This is a genomic window from Kitasatospora sp. NPDC127111 (assembly GCF_042677465.1).
Lineage (GTDB): Bacteria > Actinomycetota > Actinomycetes > Streptomycetales > Streptomycetaceae > Kitasatospora.
This window is the reverse complement of sequence record NZ_JBHXTG010000039.1, coordinates 34,006-51,659: the sequence shown is the minus strand read 5'-3', so window position 1 is coordinate 51,659 and position 17,654 is coordinate 34,006. Positions and strand designations below refer to the sequence as shown.

The following is a 17,654-nucleotide window of genomic DNA, read 5'->3' as shown; positions in this document are numbered from 1 at the left end:
AGTGGACGAGAAGCGCACGGTCAAGACCAGCAAGATGCTGTCCCGCATCCTGCGGCACGAGCCGGAGCGGGTCGGCATCACGCTGGACGAGGCGGGCTGGGTCCGGGTGGACGTCCTGCTGGCCGCGCTGGCGGCCAAGGGCAACCGGCTGACCAGGGCCGAGCTGGACCACGTGGTGGCGACCAACAACAAGCGCCGCTTCGGCTACTCCGAGGACGGCCTCTCGATCCGCGCCAACCAGGGGCACACGGTGGCGGTCGACCTCGGTCTGGCCGCCGCCGAGCCCCCGGCGGTGCTGTTCCACGGCACCACCACCCGGTACCTGGACGCGATCTTCCGGGAGGGTCTGCGGCCGATGGCCCGGCAGGACGTCCACCTCTCCGCCGACACCGACACCGCCGTACGGGTGGGCTCCCGGCACGGCCGTCCGGTGGTGCTGACGGTCGACGCCGCCGCGATGGCGGCGGCCGGCCACGTGTTCCGGATCAGCGCCAACGGCGTCTGGCTGACCGACGCGGTGCCGCCGGAGTACCTCGCGCAGCCGCAGTAGCGCGTGTCCGTCCCACCCGGTCTCGCCGCCGGTGCCCCCGCGGCGTACCGTGAGGAGGCCGCGCGGCGAGGCGCGGGTGCGTGGACGAGGGCGGTAGGACATGGGCAAGAGCGCCGGCGGCGGAGAGGTCTACCGGATCACGGGGGCGCGCAGCAGCCTCACCGAGGACGTCCGGGGGCGGCAGCGCCGCTACGTCGCCTCGATGCTGCTGCGGACGCTCTGCGTCCTGCTGGCGGTGATCCTCTGGGACATCCAGCGCTGGCTGGCGTTCGCCGCGCTGGCGGGCGGGGTGCTGCTGCCGTACTTCGCGGTGCTGATCGCCAACGCGGGCCGGGAGCGGGCGCCGGGGCTGCCGAGCACCTTCGACGTCCCCCCGGAGGTCCCGCTGATGCTCGGCCCCGGTGGTACCGGCGGTGGAGGTGCGACGGCAGGTACGGGTGGGGCAAAGAACGCACCCACCGATTCTTCACAGAGCTCAAGCTGACTGTCCGTTTTGATGGGGTTTGCTCCAGCCACCCCTCCGGAAAGCTCAAAAGAAGCTCAGATTAATCATGCAAGACCTCCCCATCCGGGGGTCATCCCGTGACATACTGCGTACGCGCTCCGCATCCCCCGTCGGAGCGACGGACCGACGCCGGGCGGCTCCCCCCGTGGCTGCCCGGCGTCGCCATGCCCGGATCCGGACGCGGCTGCGAACCGCGACCGGGGCGCGTGACAGACTGGCGGTGACCACCACCCCGCCCAGTGCTTGAGGACGGCCCCGAATGCTCTCCCCGGACTCCCCGCAGCCGCAGACGCCGGTCTGCTCCGCCAAGGGCTGCCGGGCGGACGCCCGGTGGGTGCTGGTGTGGAACAACCCCAAGCTGCACACCCCCGACCGGCGCAAGACCTGGCTCGCCTGCGAGGAGCACCGCGAGCACCTGGCCCAGTTCCTCGGCGTGCGCGGCTTCCTCAAGGACGTCGTCGACTTCGCCGACTGGACGCCGGAGAGCGCCGGCTGACCGGCCGCCCACACACTCGCCCACCCACTCGCCCACCCACTCGCCCCACCCGACCGGCCCGCTTCGGCCGGCCGTTGGCCGCGGCCGCTAGCCGCTAGCCGCCGATCGCCGACATCGGCCGGTCGGGCTGGTGGAACTCCGGGTCGTCGATCCCGGCGCCGGCCTTCTTGCCCCACATCGCCGCCCGCCACAGCTCACCGATCTCGGCGTCGCTGCCGCCCGAGCGCAGCGCCGCCCGCAGGTCGGTCTCGCCGGTCGCGAAGAGGCAGTTGCGCACCTGCCCGTCGGCGGTCAGCCGGGTCCGGTCGCAGGCCCGGCAGAACGGCCGGGTGACGGAGGCGATCACGCCGACCCGGCCCGGGCCGCCGTCGACCAGCCAGCGCTCGGCCGGCGCCGCGCCGCGGCGGGCGGAGGGCTCGGGGGTGAGCGTGAAGCGGCCGGCGAGCCGGTCCAGGATCTCCTCGGCGGTGATCATCGCGGACCGGTCCCAGCCGTGCTGGGCGTCCAGCGGCATCTGTTCGATGAACCGCAGCTCGTAGCCGCGCTCCAGGCACCAGGCGAGCAGCTCGGGCGCCTCGTGGTCGTTGACCCCGCGCATCAGCACCGCGTTCAGCTTGACCGGGGTCAGCCCGGCGGCCTCGGCGGCGGCCAGCCCCTCCAGCACGTCCTGGTGGCGGTGGCGGCGGGTGAGGGTGTGGAAGGTGTCCGGGTCGAGGGTGTCGAGCGAGACGTTGACCCGGTCCAGCCCGGCGGCCCGCAGCGCGGTGGCGGTCCGGGCGAGGCCGATGCCGTTGGTGGTGACGGACAGCTCGGGGCGCGGGTCGAGTCCGGCGCAGGCGGCGACGATGCCGACCAGCCCGGGCCGCAGCAGCGGCTCGCCGCCGGTGAACCGGACCTCCCGGACCCCGAGGTCGCGCACCGCGATCGTCACCAGCCGGACGATCTCCTCGTCGCTCAGCAGGTCCGGCTTGGCCAGCCACTGCAGGCCCTCCTCGGGCATGCAGTAGGTGCAGCGCAGGTTGCACCGGTCGGTGAGGGAGACCCGCAGGTCGACGGCCTGCCGACCGAAGGTGTCGAGGAGCACGGCGGTCCCTTCCCGAGAGCTGCGGCCGGCCCCGGGAAAGTGGCCGGCCCGGCCGCCGCGACGGCGGGCCGGGCCAGCTTAGTCATCGGTCCCCTGTCAGTGGGCGCCCAGCCCGGTCAGCGAGCGGACCTCCAGTTCAGCGTACTTCGCCGGGTCCGCCGTCTCCTTGGAGAGCAGGGTGCCGATCCAGCCGGCCAGGAAGCCGACCGGGATGGAGACCAGGCCGGGGTTCTCCAACGGGAACCAGTGGAAGTCGGAGTGCGGGAACAGCGAGTTCTTGCCGCCGGAGACGACCGGCGAGAACAGCACCAGCGTCACCGAGGTGATCAGGCCGGCGTACACCGAGCTGACCGCGCCGACGGTGTTGAACCGCTTCCAGAACAGCGAGTAGAGCAGCGTCGGCAGGTTCGCCGAGGCCGCCACCGCGAAGGCCAGCGCGACCAGGGCGGCGGTGTTGAGCTTCCCCGCGAAGAGGCTGAGCACGATCGCGACGGCACCGATCGCGACCGCGGCCCACTTCGCCGAGCGCACCTCCTCGGTCTCGGAGGCCTTGCCGCGCCGGATGACGTTGGCGTACAGGTCATGGGCGAAGGAGGCCGAGGAGGCCAGGGTGAGCCCGGCGACCACGGCCAGGATGGTGGCGAAGGCGACCGCGGAGATCACCGCCAGCAGGATCGCACCGCCGGTGCTGCCCGCACCGCCGCCGAGTTCCTCCGCGAGCTGCGGGGCGGCGGTGTTGCCGGCCGCGTTGGCCGCCTTGATCGCCTTGGGCCCCACCAGCGCCGCCGCGCCGAAGCCGAGCGCGAGGGTCATCAGGTAGAAGCCGCCGATGATGCCGATCGCCCAGAGCACGGACTTCCGGGCCGCCCTGGCCGTGGGCACGGTGTAGAAGCGGACCAGGATGTGCGGGAGCCCGGCCGTGCCGAGGACGAGGGCGATGCCCAGGCTGAGGAAGTCGAGCTTGCTGGTGCCGCTGACCCCGTACTTGAGCCCCGGTTCCAGGAAGGCGGCCCCCTTGCCGCTGGCGTCGGCGGCGGCGCCGAGCAGCTCGGAGGGGTTGAAGTGGTACTTGGCCAGGACCAGGACGGTCATCAGCGCGGTGCCGGCGATCAGCAGCACCGCCTTGATGATCTGCACCCAGGTGGTGCCCTTCATCCCGCCGATCACCACGTAGATCACCATCAGCGCGCCGACCGCCACGATGGTCGCCTGCTTGGCCCGGTCCCCGCTGACGCCGAGCAGCAGGGCCACCAGGGTTCCGGCGCCGACCATCTGCGCGAGCAGGTAGAAGATCGACACCACGATGGTGGAGATCCCCGCCGCGGTGCGCACCGGGCGCTGGCGCATCCGGAACGCCAGCACGTCCGCCATGGTGTAGCGGCCGGAGTTGCGCAGCGGTTCGGCGACCAGCAGCAGCGCGACCAGCCAGGCGACCAGGAAGCCGATCGAGTAGAGGAAGCCGTCGTAGCCGGAGAGCGCGATGGCCCCGGCGATGCCGAGGAAGGAGGCGGCGGACATGTAGTCGCCGGAGATGGCCAGGCCGTTCTGGAAGCCGGTGAAGCCGCGGCCGCCGGCGTAGAAGTCGGCGGCGCCCTTGGTCTGCCGCCCGGCCCAGACGGTGATGGCCAGGGTGGCCGCCACGAAGAGCCCGAACAGGGTCAGCGTGAGGACGCGGTGGTCGGAGGCGGAGCTGGCGAGCAGGGTCATTCGGCGGCCTCCCGGGGGGCGTGGACCACGGCGCCGTTCGCCTCGCGGATCGAGGCGGCGGACGGGTCGAGCCGCCGGTCCGCGTAGCGCGCGTACCAGGCCGCGATGACGAAGGTGGTGGCGAACTGCAGCAGCCCGAGCACCAGGGCGACGTTGACGTGCCCCACCACCTTGGCGCCCATCAGCCCGGGCGCGTAGCTGGAGAGCAGGACGTACAGCAGGTACCAGAGGACGAAGCCGATGGTGACCGGGAACGCGAAGCTCCGGAAGGAGCGCCGGAGGGCTCGGAACTCCTGACTCTCCTCGATGAGTTGGACTTCCGTCGGGGCAGTGGTGATCGGCGGCGATTCCACTCTGTCTCCTCACTCCTTCGGCGTTATGGCACCAGGGGAACGATCGGACGTGAGGGGCGTCACAGTCCGGATGCGCGCCGCGCAATGCTAGGAGCGTCATGCCCGCCCCGGAAGGGGTTGACCGCGATCAGCCAGCCGTTCACCCCGTCGCACTATTCAATTGGCCGAAAATCACCGGACCCGGGGACGAGCCGAAGGGGCGGCACCGACCTGCGGTGCCGCCCCTTCTGACGGTGGGTCAGAACGCGATCCGCACCTTCAGCGCCGAGCGGTCGTCCATCGCCCGGTAGCCGTCCGGGACGTCCTCCAGGCCGACCGTGCGGTCGAAGACCAGGCCCGGCTCGATGGCACCGGAGAGGACGTCCGGCAGCAGCTCGGGGATGTAGGCGCGGGCCGGCGCGACTCCGCCGTTCAGTGAAACGTTCCGGCCGAACATCTGGCCGATGTCGACGCCGGCGCTGCCGCCGTGCGGCACCCCGACGTAGCCGACCGCGCCGCCGTCGCGGGTGATCGAGACGGCGGTCCGCATCGACTCCTCGGTGCCGACCGCCTCCAGGACGGCGTGCGCGCCCTGACCTCCGGTCAGCTCCTTGACCGCCTCGATCGCGGCCTCGCCGCGCTCGGCGACCACGTCGGTCGCGCCGAAGCGGCGGGCCAGGTCGGTCCGGGCGGTGTGCCGGCCGAGCGCGATGATCCGGCCCGCGCCGAGCCGGTGCGCGGCGAGCACACCGCACAGGCCCACCGCGCCGTCGCCGACCACCGCGACGGTCGCGCCCGGCCGCACCCGCGCCGAGACGGCGGCGTGGTGCCCGGTGGCCATCACGTCGGAGAGCGCGAGCAGGCTGGGCAGCAGCTTCTCGTCACCCGCCGCGTCCTTCGGCAGGGCCACCAGCGTGCCGTCGGCGAACGGAACGCGCACCGCCTCGCCCTGGCCGCCGTCCGAACCGACCTGGCCCCAGAAACCGCCGTGCGGGCAGGAGGTCTGCAGGCCTTCGAGACAGAAGTCACAGGTGCCGTCCGACCAGACGAACGGCGCCACCACCAGGTCGCCCGGCTTGAACCCGCTCACCTCGGGGCCGGTCTCCTCGACCACGCCGAGGAACTCGTGGCCGATCCGCTGCCCGGCCACCCGCGCCGCCACGCCCCGGTACGCCCACAGGTCGCTGCCGCAGATGCAGGCGTTCACCACGCGGACCACGGCGTCGGTCGGCTGCTGGATCACCGGGTCCGGTACGTCCTCGATCCGGATGTCGTGGGGGCCGTGGATCACGGTGGCGCGCATGAGGGTTCGTCCTTCGGAGAAACGGCCGCCGTGGGGGTGTGGGCGGCCAGGGATATTCGGCTGGGTGTACGACGAATATGCGGACCACTCTATTCCGGTCGGCCTCGGGCAACATTCCGGCCGGGCGGGCGTCCTCCGGCGCTTAAGCTGTTTGACCATGCATGCGATCCAGCCCGAGACGTCCGGCGCGCCGCGGGCCGTCCCCGTCCCCGCCCAGCGCTCCGCCGCCCCCGCCGGAGGCTTCGCGGTGGTGGACGTCGAGACCACCGGCCTCGGCCGCTCGGACCGGGTCATCTCGGCGGGCGTCTACCAACTGGACGACGAGGGCGAGGTCACCGACCACTGGTACACCCTGGTCAACCCCGAGCGCGACCCCGGCCCGGTCTGGATCCACGGCCTCACCGCGCAGGTGCTGGCGGACGCGCCGACCTTCCCGCAGATCGCCGGCGAGTTCGCCGAGCGGCTGCGCGGACGGGTCATGGTCGCCCACAACGCGCTCTTCGACTGGAACATGATCTCCCGCGAGTTCTCCCGGGCCGGCCTGCACGCCCCGGTGGACCAGCGGCTCTGCACCATGGTGCTCTCCCGCGACCTGCGGCTGCCGCTGCCCAACGGCAAGCTCGCCTCGCTCGCCGCGTACTTCGGCGTCCAGCAGCGCCACGCGCACCACGCCCTGGACGACGCCCGGGTGCTCGCGGAGGCGTTCCGCCCCAGCCTGCACCTGGCCCGGCAGGGGGGCGTCCCGCTGCCGCTGCAGAACTGCGTCGCCGTCACCGACCTCGGCGAGGACGAGCCCGTGTCCGCCGCCCGCAGCACCTGGACCGGCGCCTCCTACCGGCAGGCGCGGAAGCGCCCGCCGTGCCCGTACCCGAACCCCGGGCGCTGGGAGGACGGCAAGCCGCTGGTGCAGGGCATGCGCGTGGCGTTCACCGGCGACACCGCCACCGACCGCGAGCTGCTGGAGGACCGCGCCGTCGAGGCCGGCCTGCACATCGCCACCTCGGTGAGCCGGCTCACCAGCCTGCTGGTGACCAACGAGCCGGGCAGCTGGAGCGGCAAGGCCCGCAAGGCCCGTGAGGTCGGCACCCCGGTCGTCGGCGAGGACGCCTTCCTGCAGCTGCTGCGCGAGGTCGCCCCGCACCCCGGTGCGTGATCCGGTTGTGAGGTGGGCGTACCGTGCCCGTGTGTACCGTTTTCTGCTCTCCCGGCGCTGGCTGATCACCCTGTTGATCGCCCTGCTGCTGATCCCCACCACGATCAAGCTGGGGTTCTGGCAGCTGCACCGCCACGAGGCGCGGGTGGACCGCAACGAGCTGATCGGCCAGGCCCTCACCGCCGGGCCCGTGCCGTACGACACCCTGTCGGCCGAGCCCGGCTTCGCGGTCCCCAAGAGCCTCACCTGGCGCTCCGTGACGGCCACCGGGCAGTACGACGCGACGCACGAGTTCGTCGTCCGCAAGCGGACCGACTCCAGCGGGGACAAGATCGGCTACTTCGTGATCACCCCGCTGGTCCTCGCCGACGGCAAGGGGAGCGTCCTGGTCAACCGCGGCTGGGTGCCCTCCGGCGCCTCCGCCGCCGACTACCCGGCGGTCGCGGCCGCACCGGCCGGCCGGGTCACCGTGACCGGGCGGCTGCGCGCCGACGAGACCGCCGGCAACGGCCTCCACGACCGGTCCGGCATGCCGGACCGGCAGTTCAACCTGATCAGCACCGAGCAGCAGGCCAAGGAGACCGGCGCCACCCTGCTCGGCGGCTACCTGGAGCTCACCGCCACCGAGCCGGCCCCGGCCGACCAGCCCGAGCTGCTGCCCGAGCCCAACCACTCCGACATCGGCCCGCACATGGCGTACGCGATCCAGTGGTGGCTGTTCACCGCACTGATCCCGGTCGGCTTCGCGGTGATGGCGCGGCGCGAGGCCAAGGACCGCCGCAAGGAGGCCGCCGAGGCCGAGGTGACGCCGGAGCCGGTGCCGGCGTAGCGCGCCGCGCCGGGACCGGCTCCGACTCCGACTCCGGCTCCGGCTCCGGCTCCGGCCGACGCGCTACAGGACGTCGTCCAGCTCGCGCAGCAGCCGGGCCTTGGCCCGGGCGCCGACCACCGACCTCACCGGCTCACCGCCCCGGAACACCATCAGCGTCGGCATCGACAGCACCCCGTACCTGGCCTGCGCCTCCGGGTTCCGGTCCACGTCCAGGCTGACCACGGTCAGCCGGTGCGCCTCCTCCCGGGCGATCTCCGCCAGCACCGGCACCATCTGGCGGCACGGCGGGCACCAGTCCGCCGTGAAGTCCACCAGGACCGGGCCCTCGGCCCCCAGCACCTCGGTGGCGAAGGTCTCGTCCGTGACCTCCGTCACCCCTGCGATCCGCATCTACCGCTCCTCCCACTCGATCGCCAACTCGCACTGCGGCGCGCGGTCGACGGCCTCCGCCGCCAGTTCGTCGCGGGCCCGCTCGGCCCGGGCGTACTGCTCGGCCACCCGGGTGCGAACCTCCCGCAGCCGGCCGATGCACTCGTCCAGCTCGGCCAGCTTGCGCCGGTAGACCTCCAGCGAGGCCGGGCAGGAGTCACCCTCCGGGTGACCCGCCTGCAGGCACTCCACGAACGGGCGGGTCTCCTCCAGCCCGAACCCGAAGTCCTGGAGCGTGCGGATCTGCCGGAGCAGCCGCAGGTCCTCCTCGCCGTAGGCGCGGTAGCCGTTGCCGGCCCGCCGGGCGGGGAGCAGCCCGAGCTGCTCGTAGTAGCGCAGGGCCCGGGTGGTCGTCCCCGCCCGTTGTGCCAGCTCGCCGATCCGCACGATCCGCACCGTCCTTCCGACCGCTCTCCGAACGCCGCCGGAAACGACGGTAGACCTTGACGCGGACGTCAAGGCCAACCGGTTCGCGGGAGTTCCCGTGCTTCGCCGGGAGTGCAGTGCGGGGGGGGGAGTGCAGTGCGGGGGAGTGCTAGTGCTGGGTGTTGTAGAAGCCGATCAGGACGGCGCCCCACCAGCCGGCCTGCGAGACCAGCGCCGAGACGGCGCCCCTGGTCAGCAGCGGGGCGGGCGGGCGGCGTTCGCCGTAGGCCGTGAGCCGGCGGTGCAGCGTGCTGGCGTACACGCCGTTGAGGGCGATCAGCAGGACGAGCCCCAGCTTCACCTGGGTCAGCGCGGAGGAGAGCTGCGGCTCCAGCAGCACGCCGCTGAGCACCAGTCCGGCCAGCCCGCCCCAGACCGGGACGTGCAGCGGCTCGGTGAAGTCCACCACCTGACGCAGCGTGCGCCGGCCGAGCAGCCACTGCAGCCCGTAGTAGTCGATCGCCAGCACCGCGCCGAGCCCCACCACCAGCGACGCCAGGTGCAGGAACAGCGCCACCGTGTGCAGGGCCGGGTCGGCGTGCAGGTGGCCGGCGGTCCACGCGCTCGCGGCCCAGAACAGGAGGACGGCCGCGATGGCGCCGCCGAGCCGCAGTCTCCGCTGGACGTCGTCCGTGACGGCCGCGGCTCCCCCCGAGGCCGGGGCGGGGAGATGACGCTTGGACATGATGGTGCTCCGCGATCGGGGAGGTCAGGGCGGGGTAAGCAAGGGTAGGTTTCCCTAACTTCGTTTCGCCGTCAACTTTCGGCCACTCAGCGAACAACTTCGGCCACGGAGCACCGGCGCGTCGCCCGCACCGCCCTGCGCCACCGCTACCCCGCTCCCCCTCCACCCGGCAGGATGGGGCCATGGATCTTGGACTGCAGGACAAGGTGTACGTGGTCACCGGCGCCACCCGGGGCCTCGGCCTCGCGGCCGCCCGCGAGCTCGCCGCCGACGGCGCCCGGGTGCTGGTCAGCGGCCGGCACAAGGAGTCCGTGGACGCCGCCGTCGCCGCGCTCGACGCCCTCGGCGGCCCCGGAGCCGCGCACGGCGTGGTGGCCGACAACGCCGACCCCGGGACGGCCGCCCGGCTGCTCACCGCGGCCGTCGAACGCTTCGGCCGGCTGGACGGCGTGCTGATCAGCGTCGGCGGCCCGCAGGCCGGCCCGGTGACCGCCGTCCCCGAGGAGGCCTGGCGGGACGCCTTCGAGTCGGTCTTCCTGGGCGCGCTGCGGATCGCCCGCGCCGCGGCCGACGCGCTCTCCGAGGGCGGTGTGATCGGCTTCGTGCTCTCCGGCTCGGTCCGCGAACCCATCCCCGGCCTCGGCGTCTCCAACGGCCTGCGGCCCGGCCTGGCGATGGCCGCCAAGTCGCTCGCGGACGAGCTCGGTCCGCGCGGCATCCGGGTGGTCGGTCTGCTGCCGGCCCGGATCGACACCGACCGGGTGCGCGAGCTCGACGCCCTCAGCGGTGACGCCGACGCCGCCCGCGCCCGGCACAGCGCCGCCATCCCGCTCGGCCGCTACGGCACCCCGGAGGAGTTCGGCAAGGCCGCCGCCTTCCTGCTCTCCCCCGCCGCCTCCTACCTGACCGGTGTGATGCTGCCGGTCGACGGCGGCGCCCTGCGCGGCCTCTGACCCGCCTTCGGTCGCCCTGCCGCCCCGGCGGCCCTACCGCACCCGCGGGTGCCTGCGCCGGCCGCCGCGTCTCCGGACGGCGGCGGCCGGCTTCGCCGGCACCACCCGGATCCGCACGTCGGCGGGCAGCTCGGCCAGGCCGAGGCTGGTCCGGGCGTCGGTGCGCGGGCCGGTCTCGAAGTGCTCGACCAGGGCCGCCGGATCACCGCCGGGGGTCAGCCGGACCGTCGCGCGCAGCCTCGGGTGCCGGGGCCCGCGGATCAGCCGGACCCCGGCCCGCTCGACCTCCGGGAGCGCGGCCGTGCCGGTCTCCAGCGCGTGCTCCAGCGCCCGGCTGCGCAGTCGCAGCCGCAGCCGCGACGCGCCGGGCGTGGGGACGGCCACGGTCGCCGGGCCGCTGCGCCGGAGCTGGGCGAAGAGCCACCCGGCCGCGCCGGCCACCACCACCGCCAGCACGGCGATCACCGCCGGCGGCGACCACCAGGACTGCTCCGCCCAGCGGGTCCGCGAGCCTTCGCCGACCACCGGCTGGTCCGGTGCGGTCAGCGGCCACCCGCTCGGTGGGTCCGCTCCGAGCCGCCCGTACAGGTCGAGGCCGCCGGCCAGCACCAGCAGCCCGGTCGCGAGCAGCACCAGCCCGACCGCGCCGATCAGCACCCGGTTGACGGTGGTCCGCGTCATCGCCCCTCGTCTCCCCCGGCCGTCCCGCCGGGCGTCCCGTCCGGCGGCTCGGCGGTAGTCCCGTCGGGTGTCCCGTCGGCTGCTTCGCCTTCCGGCGGGCCGGCCGTCCCACCGGGCGGTTCGGCGCCCGTTTCGCCGGCCGTCCCGACGACCGTCCCACCGGCCGTCTCGTCCGCCGTCTCGTCCGCCGTCTCGTCAGCCGTCACGGTGGCGGCCCCGGCCCGGCCGCGCCTGGTCCGGACGTCGAGCTTGAGCGGGCGGGCCAGCGGGACCCGCGCCAGCTCCGCCCGCAGCTGCCGCTGGACGGAGGCCGGGTCGGCCGGGCCGTCCAGGACGACCTTCACCCGGCGGCGGTTGACCCGGGTCCTGAGGTGCTCGATGCCCGGCAGGCCGGCCGCGCGGTCGACCAGCAGGGTGCCCACGCCGGCCCGGTCGATGGCCGCGAACGTGTCACCGTACGGGCGCAGCGGCAGCCAGCGGCGCAGCCCGGGCGCGAAGGCCAGCCAGAGCAGCCAGCCGCCGATCAGGGTGACGGCACCGGCGCCGATCAGGACCCAGAGGTCGTCCAGGTGCCGGGTCGCCAGTTCGTCGGAGACCTCGGCGCGCCACTGGCGGGCGGGGTGTCCGGTGCGGACGGCGATCACGTCGTAGAGCAGCGCCGCGCCGAGCACCAGGACGGCGGTGGCGACCACGACCGCGGCCACGGTGCGCGGGGCGCGCAGCCGGCGCACCTTGACGGGTGCCGGCTCGGGCCCGCTCCCCGGGCCGGGTCCGGGCCCGGCCGGCCGGGCCCGCGGCAGCTGATCGGTCATCCCCCACCCCCCGGCCCCGTCCTGTCGATCGGCCCGGCGGCCACCGCGCCGACGGTCACACCGAGCCCCCTCTCCCCGGCACCAGCTTCTCGACGACCACCACCACCTCGCCCACGCGCGCCCCGGTGAGCGCGCTCACCTGGGCGGCGATCCGCTCGCGCAGGGCGTGGGCGAGGGCGGCGAGGTCGGCGGGGAAGGGCAGGTCGACGACGATCCGCACGGTGACGGTGGAACCGGGGACGGAGACCGAGACCTTCGGCGGTCCGCCGCGTTCCGCCCGGCCGTGCCAGGCCCGGGCGAGCACGTCCCGGGCGGCCCGGTCGGCGATCCGGGCGTACACCCGGTCGGCGACGCGGAGCCGGCCGCGGGCGCCGGGCTCCCGGCGGCGGGGGGCGCCGGGAGCGGGGGTCGCGAGGGCCGCCATCAGCGGCGCCGGTCGCGGCCGCGGAGCAGGTCGCCGAGTTCGCCGAGTTCGATGTCGCCCTCCAGCAGCCGCCCGACCACGAAGCCGACCGCGCCCAGCGCTCCCACCAGCAGGAACGCCGCGAACCCGCCGAAATAGCCGGCGAAGCCGAGGGCCATACCCACCACCAGGCCGACGATGGCCAGGTTCATCCGCTCCTCCTCGTCCTCCGCCGGTTCCCGGCCGCGCGGGTGCGGCGGGGCTTCGCTACTTCAGCTTGGGCCGTTGCCCGGAGGAGACGCGCTCCTCTTCCTCCTCCTCGACGTCCGGCTCGTCGGGCAGGTGGACGTCGTTGACCGCGATGTTGACCTCGACGACCTCCAGGCCGGTCATCCGCTCGACCGCGTCGATGATGTTCTCCCGTACCTGGCGGGCCAGTTCGGGGATGACCACGCCGTACTCGACGACCAGCGCGATGTCGATGGCGGTCTGCTTCTCGCCGACCTCGGCCTTGATGCCGCGCCCGATGCTGGACTTGGTGCCGGGCACCCGGTCGCGCATCGCGCCGAAGGTGCGGGAGAGTCCCGAGCCGAGGGCGTGGATGCCGGAGACCTCGCGGGCGGCCATTCCGGCGATCTTCTCGACCACGCCGACGGCGAGCGCGGTGCGGCCGCGTTCGGTCGCCTGCCTGCTGCTCTCGCTGCTGGAGGGTGTCGCGGCGGTGACCGAGGGGTTCTTGTGCAGGGTGGCGGGCGTCGGAGTGTCAGGCATGGGCGCTTCTCCCGTCGTACGGCTCCAGCTATATCGCAAATCGCTCCAACTCTGGCATTTCGCCACGATTCCCGCCCCCGGAGCTCCGCCTCGCACATCCGTGCGCGGCCGGGAACGCCGGAGGCCCGACCCGCGGGGACACCCCCACGGGCCGGGCCTCCGGCGGAAGCGGCCGGTCAGTCGCCGATGCCGGCCAGGTCGCGCAGCCGGCGGGCCTGCGCCACCCGTTCGGCCGACCGCTGCTCGTCGTAGGAGCGGCCGCCCGCCCCCTGGAGCAGCGCCTTGGTCTCGATGACGGCGCTGCGCGGCGCGGCCAGCAGGGCGGCGGCGAGGTCACGGGCGGCGCCGTCCAGCTCGGCGGCGGGGACGGCCAGGTTGGCCAGGCCGGTGGCGGCGGCCTCCTCGGCGCCGACCCAGCGGCCGGTGGCGCAGATCTCCAGCGCCCGGGCGTAGCCGACCAGTTCGGTGAGCGGCTTGGTCCCGGCCAGGTCGGGGACGAGGCCGAGCGAGGTCTCCTTCATGGAGAACTGCACGTCGTCGGCGACGACCCGCAGGTCGCAGCCGAGCGCGAGCTGGAAGCCGGCGCCGACGGCGTGGCCCTGGACGGCGGCGATCGACACCAGGTCGGGGCGGCGCCACCAGGTGAAGGCCTCCTGGTAGGAGGCGATGGTGTCGTCGAGGTCCTTGTCCTCGGCGGCCGCGAGCTGGAGGAAGTTGCGCTCGCCGGGGATGCCCTCGGCGGTGAACATCGCGCGGTCCAGGCCGGCCGAGAACGAGACGCCCTCGGCGCGCAGCAGCACCACCCGGACGCCGCCGGGCAGTTCGCGGCCGACGGCGGTCAGCGCGCGCCACATCGCGGGCGACTGCGCGTTGCGCCGCTTGGGCTGACAGAGGGTGACGACGGCGAGTTCACCGTCGATCTCCAGGCGGACGCCGTCCTGCTCCCAGCTCGGGGCCTGCGGATCGGTGGCGGGGGCGGTCATGCGGGGACCTCCGGTGGCGGGGGACTTGGCTACCGGAGAGTAACAAACCTGGGCGCGCAGCGGCAGGGCGGCGGCGCGCACCGCGGCGGAAGAAAGGGGGACGCCGGCCGGGAGCAGCGGCGGGCATGACGATCGGCGGCCGGTTCGCACGGGCCGGGGGCGGACGACCAGCAGTCGTCCCCCCGGTCGGCGCCCTGCCGCCGAGTCATCCGTCGATGGACTGACGGACCGTCAGGAGCTGGCTCCAGCAGTAGCTTTGTTCTTGCCCCGCGTGGCACCACCGCGGCCCCGGAGGATCACTCCGGACTCGCTCAGCATCCGGTGCACGAAGCCGTACGAGCGACCGGTCTCCTCCGCGAGAGCGCGAATGCTCGCCCCGGAGTCGTACTTCTTCTTGAGATCGGCCGCGAGCTTCTCACGCGCGGCACCGGTCACCCGGCTGCCCTTTTTCAGAGTCTCGGCCACCCGTGCCTCCTCGTAGCGTTGCTCGGTCAGATTCCCATGATCACCCATCCACAGCGTCCTGGCCACCCATTCGACAAGGTCGATGTCGGGAATGCGTGGTCCGTCGGTGGTGATCCGAGCGCACAAGGGCGCTCACGCAGAGTGCACGCCCCCGGGTGGGTTGCGCCGGCCGGCGAGAACTGGCTGATCAGCAGCGTCGGCCCGACCACGATCGAGTGGCGGGCCGACGGAAGCTTCTCAAACGGAATCCGGGACCTCTTCATTCCCGAACACGCCGTAAGGACTAGTTTTTCTGGTCCGAAAAGGGGACCCTGCGTCTACTCCAGGTCAGGCGAGCGAGACCAGATCGGCGTACGCCGGGCTCCAGAGGTCCTCCACGCCGTCCGGCAGCAGGATGATCCGCTCCGGCTGGAGCGCGTCCACCGCGCCCTCGTCGTGGGTGACCAGCACGACCGCGCCGGTGAACTCGCGCAGCGCCCCGAGGATCTCCTCGCGGCTGGCCGGGTCGAGGTTGTTGGTGGGCTCGTCGAGCAGCAGCACGTTGGCGCTGGAGACCACCAGCGCGGCCAGCGCGAGCCTGGTCTTCTCGCCGCCGGAGAGCACCCCGGCCGGCTTGTCGACGTCGTCGCCGGAGAACAGGAAGGAGCCGAGGATCTTCCGGATCTGCACCAGGTCGGTGTCGGGCGCCGAGGAGCGCATGTTCTCCAGCACCGTGCGGTCCGGGTCCAGGGTCTCGTGCTCCTGGGCGTAGTAACCGATCTTCAGGCCGTGGCCCGGGATCACCTCGCCGGTGTCCGGCTTCTCCACCCCGGCCAGCATCCGCAGCAGGGTGGTCTTGCCGGCGCCGTTGAGGCCCAGCACGACGACCCGCGAGCCGCGGTCGATCGCCAGGTCCACGCCGGCGAAGATCTCCAGCGAGCCGTAGGACTTGGACAGGTCGCTGGCGGTCAGCGGGGTCTTGCCGCACGGCGCCGGGTCCGGGAAGCGCAGCTTGGCGACCTTGTCGCTCTGGCGGACCTGCTCCAGGCCGGAGAGCAGCTTCTCGGCGCGGCGGGCCATGTTCTGCGCGGCCACCGTCTTGGTCGCCTTGGCGCGCATCTTGTCCGCCTGCGCGTTCAGCGTGGCGGCCTTCTTCTCGGCGTTGGCCCGCTCGCGCTTGCGGCGCTTCTCGTCGTCCTCGCGCTGCTGCTGGTACTGCTTCCAGCCCATGTTGTAGACGTCGATCGCGGAGCGGTTGGCGTCCAGGTAGAAGACCTTGTTGACGACCGTCTCGACCAGGTCGACGTCGTGCGAGATGACGATGAAGCCGCCCTTGTAGGTCTTCAGGAAGTCCCGCAGCCAGGCGATCGAGTCGGCGTCGAGGTGGTTGGTCGGCTCGTCGAGCAGCAGCACGTCGGAGTCGGAGAAGAGGATCCGGGCCAGCTCGACGCGGCGGCGCTGACCACCGGAGAGGGTGTGCAGCTCCTGGCCGAGGATGCGGTCCGGCAGGCCCAGCGCGGCGGCGATGGTGGCGGCCTCGGCCTCGGCGGCGTACCCGCCCTTGGTGAGGAACTCGGTCTCCAGCCGGGCGTACTTCTTCATCGCCTGGTCCCGGGTGGCGCCCTTGCCGTTGGCCATCCGGTCCTCGTTCTCGCGCATCTTCTTCAGCACGGTGTCGAGGCCGCGGGCGGAGAGGATGCGGTCCTTGGCGAGGACGTCGAGGTCGCCGGTGCGCGGGTCCTGCGGGAGGTAGCCGACCTCTCCGGAGCGGGTCACCGTGCCGGCGGCCGGCAGGCCCTCGCCGGCCAGCACCTTGGTGAGCGTGGTCTTGCCGGCGCCGTTGCGCCCGACCAGGCCGATCCGGTCACCGGGGGCGACCTTGAAGCTGGCGGACTCGATCAGGATCCGGGCACCGGCACGCAGCTCGAGGGCGTTGGCGGAAATCATGGCTGGGAACTACTCCTGGGACGTGGGCGGGCGCCCGGGCGGGACCCGGGGCCGGGGCAGCGGAAGGGGCGTCGTCGGTGGACCGGCAGACCGCTCGGGGCGGCGCGCCGCTCGTCCGCTAGTGCCCGGAGAGAACAGCCATGACGGCAAGTCTACCGGGCCCCGCGAGGAGGCCCGGAGAATTACCGGCCGGGGGTACCGGCCGGCCGCTGGTCCGCACCGGGCTACGGTTGGGGGGTGGCCTCCGGGGGCGCCGCGCAGGTGCCCTGCGGGCGGACGGCGGCGAAGGGCTCGGCCGGGCTGCCGCAGGCCGACTCGGGGGCGGCGGCCTTGGTGTCGAACACCTTGGGACCGACGATCGGACCGTCCGAGATCAGCACCCGGCGGCCGTCCAGCGCCTTCAGCGAGACCGCCGGACCGGCGTTCAGCGTCCAGCCGGTGCTGTCCAGCCGGTACCCGGTGACGCCGCCGGAGACCGCCAGGCCGCTGCTGTTGGTGCAGCTGCGCGGGACGAGCACCGCGAAGTCCGTGCCCACCGTGCGCATCGGGTCGTAGAGGCAGTTGCCGGGCGGCTTGGAGTTGTAGCGCAGGTCGCCGTCGGCGTCCCGGAAGCCCATGGTCAGATTGGGGGTGACCACCGCCACCCAGGGCGCGGACTGCCCGACCGTGCGCAGGGCGGCCGCGGCGCGCTCCTGCGCCAGCTGCTTGCGCTGCTCGTCGGTGCGCTTGTCGGCGCCCGGCTCGCCGTCGCCGCGCAGCCAGTCCGCCAGGCCGGGCACGGCGCGGTGCCAGCGCACCTCGTGGTCGCCCGGCCGCACCGAGGTGACCAGGCCGTCGTCCCAGACCACCACCGCGCTCTCGCCCGCCATCGCCAGGTAGAGCGCCGTGGCGCCCTCGCGGCGGTACGACCAGGCGTGCTCGCCGGTCGCGACGTGGTACGCCTCCAGACCCGGGCCCACCTTCAGCTCCAGATCGGCCGCGCTCAGCGACTGCGCGTCGACCGGGCTGGCGCCCGCCGCACCCGGCTCGGCCACCCGGTCCCCGAACGGCACCGGCTTGTTCGCGTGCGCGGCCGCGCCCGCCACAAGGACCAGCAGCACCGCCAGGGCAGGGAGGATCGATCGGGGGGTGAGTACACGCAGCGGCTTCCAGGACACG

The 17,654-nt window shown here is 73.5% G+C and carries 22 protein-coding genes; 6 read left to right on the top strand and 16 right to left on the bottom strand.

Going from position 1 to position 17,654, the window contains the following annotated elements; all coding sequences use genetic code 11:
- Position 1 precedes the first annotated feature (1 nt).
- From ACFVHB_RS23100 to ACFVHB_RS23090, 3 genes are all read left to right on the top strand, one after another.
- Positions 2-550, top strand: coding sequence for an RNA 2'-phosphotransferase (locus ACFVHB_RS23100; protein WP_380325320.1), 549 nt, complete (start codon positions 2-4; stop codon positions 548-550).
- Between the two features lie 100 nt (positions 551-650).
- On the top strand, positions 651-1,034 hold the full coding sequence (locus ACFVHB_RS23095; RefSeq protein WP_380325317.1) for a DUF3099 domain-containing protein: 384 nt from the start codon (positions 651-653) through the stop codon (positions 1,032-1,034).
- Between the two features lie 280 nt (positions 1,035-1,314).
- Positions 1,315-1,551, top strand: a complete 237-nt coding sequence (locus ACFVHB_RS23090; protein WP_380325314.1) for a hypothetical protein — start codon at positions 1,315-1,317, stop codon at positions 1,549-1,551.
- A 94-nt stretch (positions 1,552-1,645) separates the two neighbouring features.
- Here ACFVHB_RS23090 and moaA read toward each other — a convergent pair whose 3' ends face one another.
- The 4 genes from moaA to ACFVHB_RS23070 form a co-directional block, all read right to left on the bottom strand.
- Positions 1,646-2,635: a GTP 3',8-cyclase MoaA gene (moaA, locus tag ACFVHB_RS23085; RefSeq protein WP_380325311.1), complete on the bottom strand. Its 990-nt coding sequence runs from the start codon at positions 2,633-2,635 to the stop codon at positions 1,646-1,648.
- Positions 2,636-2,731: 96 nt separating this feature from the next.
- Positions 2,732-4,342 carry a cation acetate symporter gene (locus tag ACFVHB_RS23080; RefSeq protein WP_380325308.1) on the bottom strand — a complete coding sequence of 537 codons (1,611 nt, stop codon included), beginning with the start codon at positions 4,340-4,342 and terminating at the stop codon, positions 2,732-2,734.
- Positions 4,339-4,695: a DUF485 domain-containing protein gene (locus tag ACFVHB_RS23075; protein WP_380325305.1), complete on the bottom strand. Its 357-nt coding sequence runs from the start codon at positions 4,693-4,695 to the stop codon at positions 4,339-4,341. Before ACFVHB_RS23075 ends, ACFVHB_RS23080 begins: the two co-directional genes overlap by 4 nt.
- A gap of 238 nt (positions 4,696-4,933) precedes the next feature.
- Entirely contained in the window at positions 4,934-5,977 is a 1,044-nt protein-coding gene (locus ACFVHB_RS23070; protein WP_380325302.1) for a zinc-dependent alcohol dehydrogenase family protein, read from the bottom strand.
- A 157-nt stretch (positions 5,978-6,134) separates the two neighbouring features.
- Between ACFVHB_RS23070 and ACFVHB_RS23065 the strand changes: the two genes are divergently transcribed.
- Both ACFVHB_RS23065 and ACFVHB_RS23060 read left to right on the top strand, forming a co-directional pair.
- Positions 6,135-7,130, top strand: coding sequence for a DEDDh family exonuclease (locus ACFVHB_RS23065; RefSeq protein WP_380325299.1), 996 nt, complete (start codon positions 6,135-6,137; stop codon positions 7,128-7,130).
- Between the two features lie 31 nt (positions 7,131-7,161).
- The gene (locus tag ACFVHB_RS23060; RefSeq protein ID WP_380325296.1) at positions 7,162-7,959 is read left to right on the top strand and encodes an SURF1 family protein; all 798 of its coding nucleotides are present in this window, start codon (positions 7,162-7,164) and stop codon (positions 7,957-7,959) included.
- A gap of 63 nt (positions 7,960-8,022) precedes the next feature.
- Here ACFVHB_RS23060 and trxA read toward each other — a convergent pair whose 3' ends face one another.
- The 3 genes from trxA to ACFVHB_RS23045 all read right to left on the bottom strand — a co-directional run bounded on the left by trxA (position 8,023) and on the right by ACFVHB_RS23045 (position 9,502).
- A complete protein-coding gene (gene trxA, locus ACFVHB_RS23055) occupies positions 8,023-8,352 on the bottom strand; it encodes a thioredoxin (RefSeq protein ID WP_380325293.1) in 330 nt (109 codons plus the stop codon).
- Positions 8,353-8,778, bottom strand: a complete 426-nt coding sequence (locus tag ACFVHB_RS23050; RefSeq protein WP_380325388.1) for a MerR family transcriptional regulator — start codon at positions 8,776-8,778, stop codon at positions 8,353-8,355.
- A gap of 148 nt (positions 8,779-8,926) precedes the next feature.
- Entirely contained in the window at positions 8,927-9,502 is a 576-nt protein-coding gene (locus ACFVHB_RS23045) for a hypothetical protein (protein WP_380325290.1), read from the bottom strand.
- Between the two features lie 182 nt (positions 9,503-9,684).
- Between ACFVHB_RS23045 and ACFVHB_RS23040 the strand changes: the two genes are divergently transcribed.
- Positions 9,685-10,455: an SDR family oxidoreductase gene (locus ACFVHB_RS23040; RefSeq protein ID WP_380325287.1), complete on the top strand. Its 771-nt coding sequence runs from the start codon at positions 9,685-9,687 to the stop codon at positions 10,453-10,455.
- Positions 10,456-10,488: 33 nt separating this feature from the next.
- On the opposite strand, the gene ACFVHB_RS23035 is transcribed toward ACFVHB_RS23040, so the two are convergent.
- From ACFVHB_RS23035 to ACFVHB_RS22995, 9 genes are all read right to left on the bottom strand, one after another.
- Positions 10,489-11,136: an alkaline shock response membrane anchor protein AmaP gene (locus ACFVHB_RS23035; RefSeq protein WP_380325285.1), complete on the bottom strand. Its 648-nt coding sequence runs from the start codon at positions 11,134-11,136 to the stop codon at positions 10,489-10,491.
- Positions 11,133-11,948: a DUF6286 domain-containing protein gene (locus ACFVHB_RS23030; protein ID WP_380325282.1), complete on the bottom strand. Its 816-nt coding sequence runs from the start codon at positions 11,946-11,948 to the stop codon at positions 11,133-11,135. The genes ACFVHB_RS23035 and ACFVHB_RS23030 overlap by 4 nt, the downstream gene beginning before the upstream one ends.
- A gap of 55 nt (positions 11,949-12,003) precedes the next feature.
- On the bottom strand, positions 12,004-12,372 hold the full coding sequence (locus ACFVHB_RS23025) for a hypothetical protein (protein ID WP_380325279.1): 369 nt from the start codon (positions 12,370-12,372) through the stop codon (positions 12,004-12,006).
- On the bottom strand, positions 12,372-12,563 hold the full coding sequence (locus ACFVHB_RS23020) for a hypothetical protein (protein ID WP_380325276.1): 192 nt from the start codon (positions 12,561-12,563) through the stop codon (positions 12,372-12,374). Before ACFVHB_RS23020 ends, ACFVHB_RS23025 begins: the two co-directional genes overlap by 1 nt.
- A 55-nt stretch (positions 12,564-12,618) precedes the next feature.
- The gene (locus tag ACFVHB_RS23015) at positions 12,619-13,122 is read right to left on the bottom strand and encodes an Asp23/Gls24 family envelope stress response protein (protein WP_380325273.1); all 504 of its coding nucleotides are present in this window, start codon (positions 13,120-13,122) and stop codon (positions 12,619-12,621) included.
- 176 nt (positions 13,123-13,298) lie between these two features.
- Positions 13,299-14,105, bottom strand: a complete 807-nt coding sequence (locus tag ACFVHB_RS23010) for an enoyl-CoA hydratase/isomerase family protein (RefSeq protein WP_380325270.1) — start codon at positions 14,103-14,105, stop codon at positions 13,299-13,301.
- A gap of 231 nt (positions 14,106-14,336) precedes the next feature.
- Positions 14,337-14,570: a helix-turn-helix domain-containing protein gene (locus ACFVHB_RS23005; protein WP_049658450.1), complete on the bottom strand. Its 234-nt coding sequence runs from the start codon at positions 14,568-14,570 to the stop codon at positions 14,337-14,339.
- A 327-nt stretch (positions 14,571-14,897) separates the two neighbouring features.
- Positions 14,898-16,496: an ABC-F family ATP-binding cassette domain-containing protein gene (locus ACFVHB_RS23000; protein WP_380325267.1), complete on the bottom strand. Its 1,599-nt coding sequence runs from the start codon at positions 16,494-16,496 to the stop codon at positions 14,898-14,900.
- Positions 16,497-16,720: 224 nt separating this feature from the next.
- Positions 16,721-17,653: a hypothetical protein gene (locus ACFVHB_RS22995; protein ID WP_380325264.1), complete on the bottom strand. Its 933-nt coding sequence runs from the start codon at positions 17,651-17,653 to the stop codon at positions 16,721-16,723.
- Position 17,654: the final 1 nt, after the last annotated feature.

Excerpts from the sequence above, each read along its gene's own strand:
- ACFVHB_RS23080 (WP_380325308.1), bottom strand. The coding sequence starts at position 4,342 with ATGACCCTGCTCGCCAGCTCCGCCTCCGACCACCGCGTCCTCACGCTG.
- ACFVHB_RS23035 (WP_380325285.1), bottom strand. The coding sequence starts at position 11,136 with ATGACGCGGACCACCGTCAACCGGGTGCTGATCGGCGCGGTCGGGCTG.
- ACFVHB_RS23000 (WP_380325267.1), bottom strand. The coding sequence starts at position 16,496 with ATGATTTCCGCCAACGCCCTCGAGCTGCGTGCCGGTGCCCGGATCCTG.
- ACFVHB_RS23065 (WP_380325299.1), top strand. The coding sequence starts at position 6,135 with ATGCATGCGATCCAGCCCGAGACGTCCGGCGCGCCGCGGGCCGTCCCC.
- ACFVHB_RS23025 (WP_380325279.1), bottom strand. The coding sequence starts at position 12,372 with ATGGCGGCCCTCGCGACCCCCGCTCCCGGCGCCCCCCGCCGCCGGGAG.
- ACFVHB_RS23095 (WP_380325317.1), top strand. The coding sequence starts at position 651 with ATGGGCAAGAGCGCCGGCGGCGGAGAGGTCTACCGGATCACGGGGGCG.
- ACFVHB_RS23040 (WP_380325287.1), top strand. The coding sequence starts at position 9,685 with ATGGATCTTGGACTGCAGGACAAGGTGTACGTGGTCACCGGCGCCACC.
- ACFVHB_RS23045 (WP_380325290.1), bottom strand. The coding sequence starts at position 9,502 with ATGTCCAAGCGTCATCTCCCCGCCCCGGCCTCGGGGGGAGCCGCGGCC.
- ACFVHB_RS23020 (WP_380325276.1), bottom strand. The coding sequence starts at position 12,563 with ATGAACCTGGCCATCGTCGGCCTGGTGGTGGGTATGGCCCTCGGCTTC.
- ACFVHB_RS23090 (WP_380325314.1), top strand. The coding sequence starts at position 1,315 with ATGCTCTCCCCGGACTCCCCGCAGCCGCAGACGCCGGTCTGCTCCGCC.
- ACFVHB_RS23070 (WP_380325302.1), bottom strand. The coding sequence starts at position 5,977 with ATGCGCGCCACCGTGATCCACGGCCCCCACGACATCCGGATCGAGGAC.
- ACFVHB_RS23015 (WP_380325273.1), bottom strand. The coding sequence starts at position 13,122 with ATGCCTGACACTCCGACGCCCGCCACCCTGCACAAGAACCCCTCGGTC.
- ACFVHB_RS23030 (WP_380325282.1), bottom strand. The coding sequence starts at position 11,948 with ATGACCGATCAGCTGCCGCGGGCCCGGCCGGCCGGGCCCGGACCCGGC.
- ACFVHB_RS23010 (WP_380325270.1), bottom strand. The coding sequence starts at position 14,105 with ATGACCGCCCCCGCCACCGATCCGCAGGCCCCGAGCTGGGAGCAGGAC.
- trxA (WP_380325293.1), bottom strand. The coding sequence starts at position 8,352 with ATGCGGATCGCAGGGGTGACGGAGGTCACGGACGAGACCTTCGCCACC.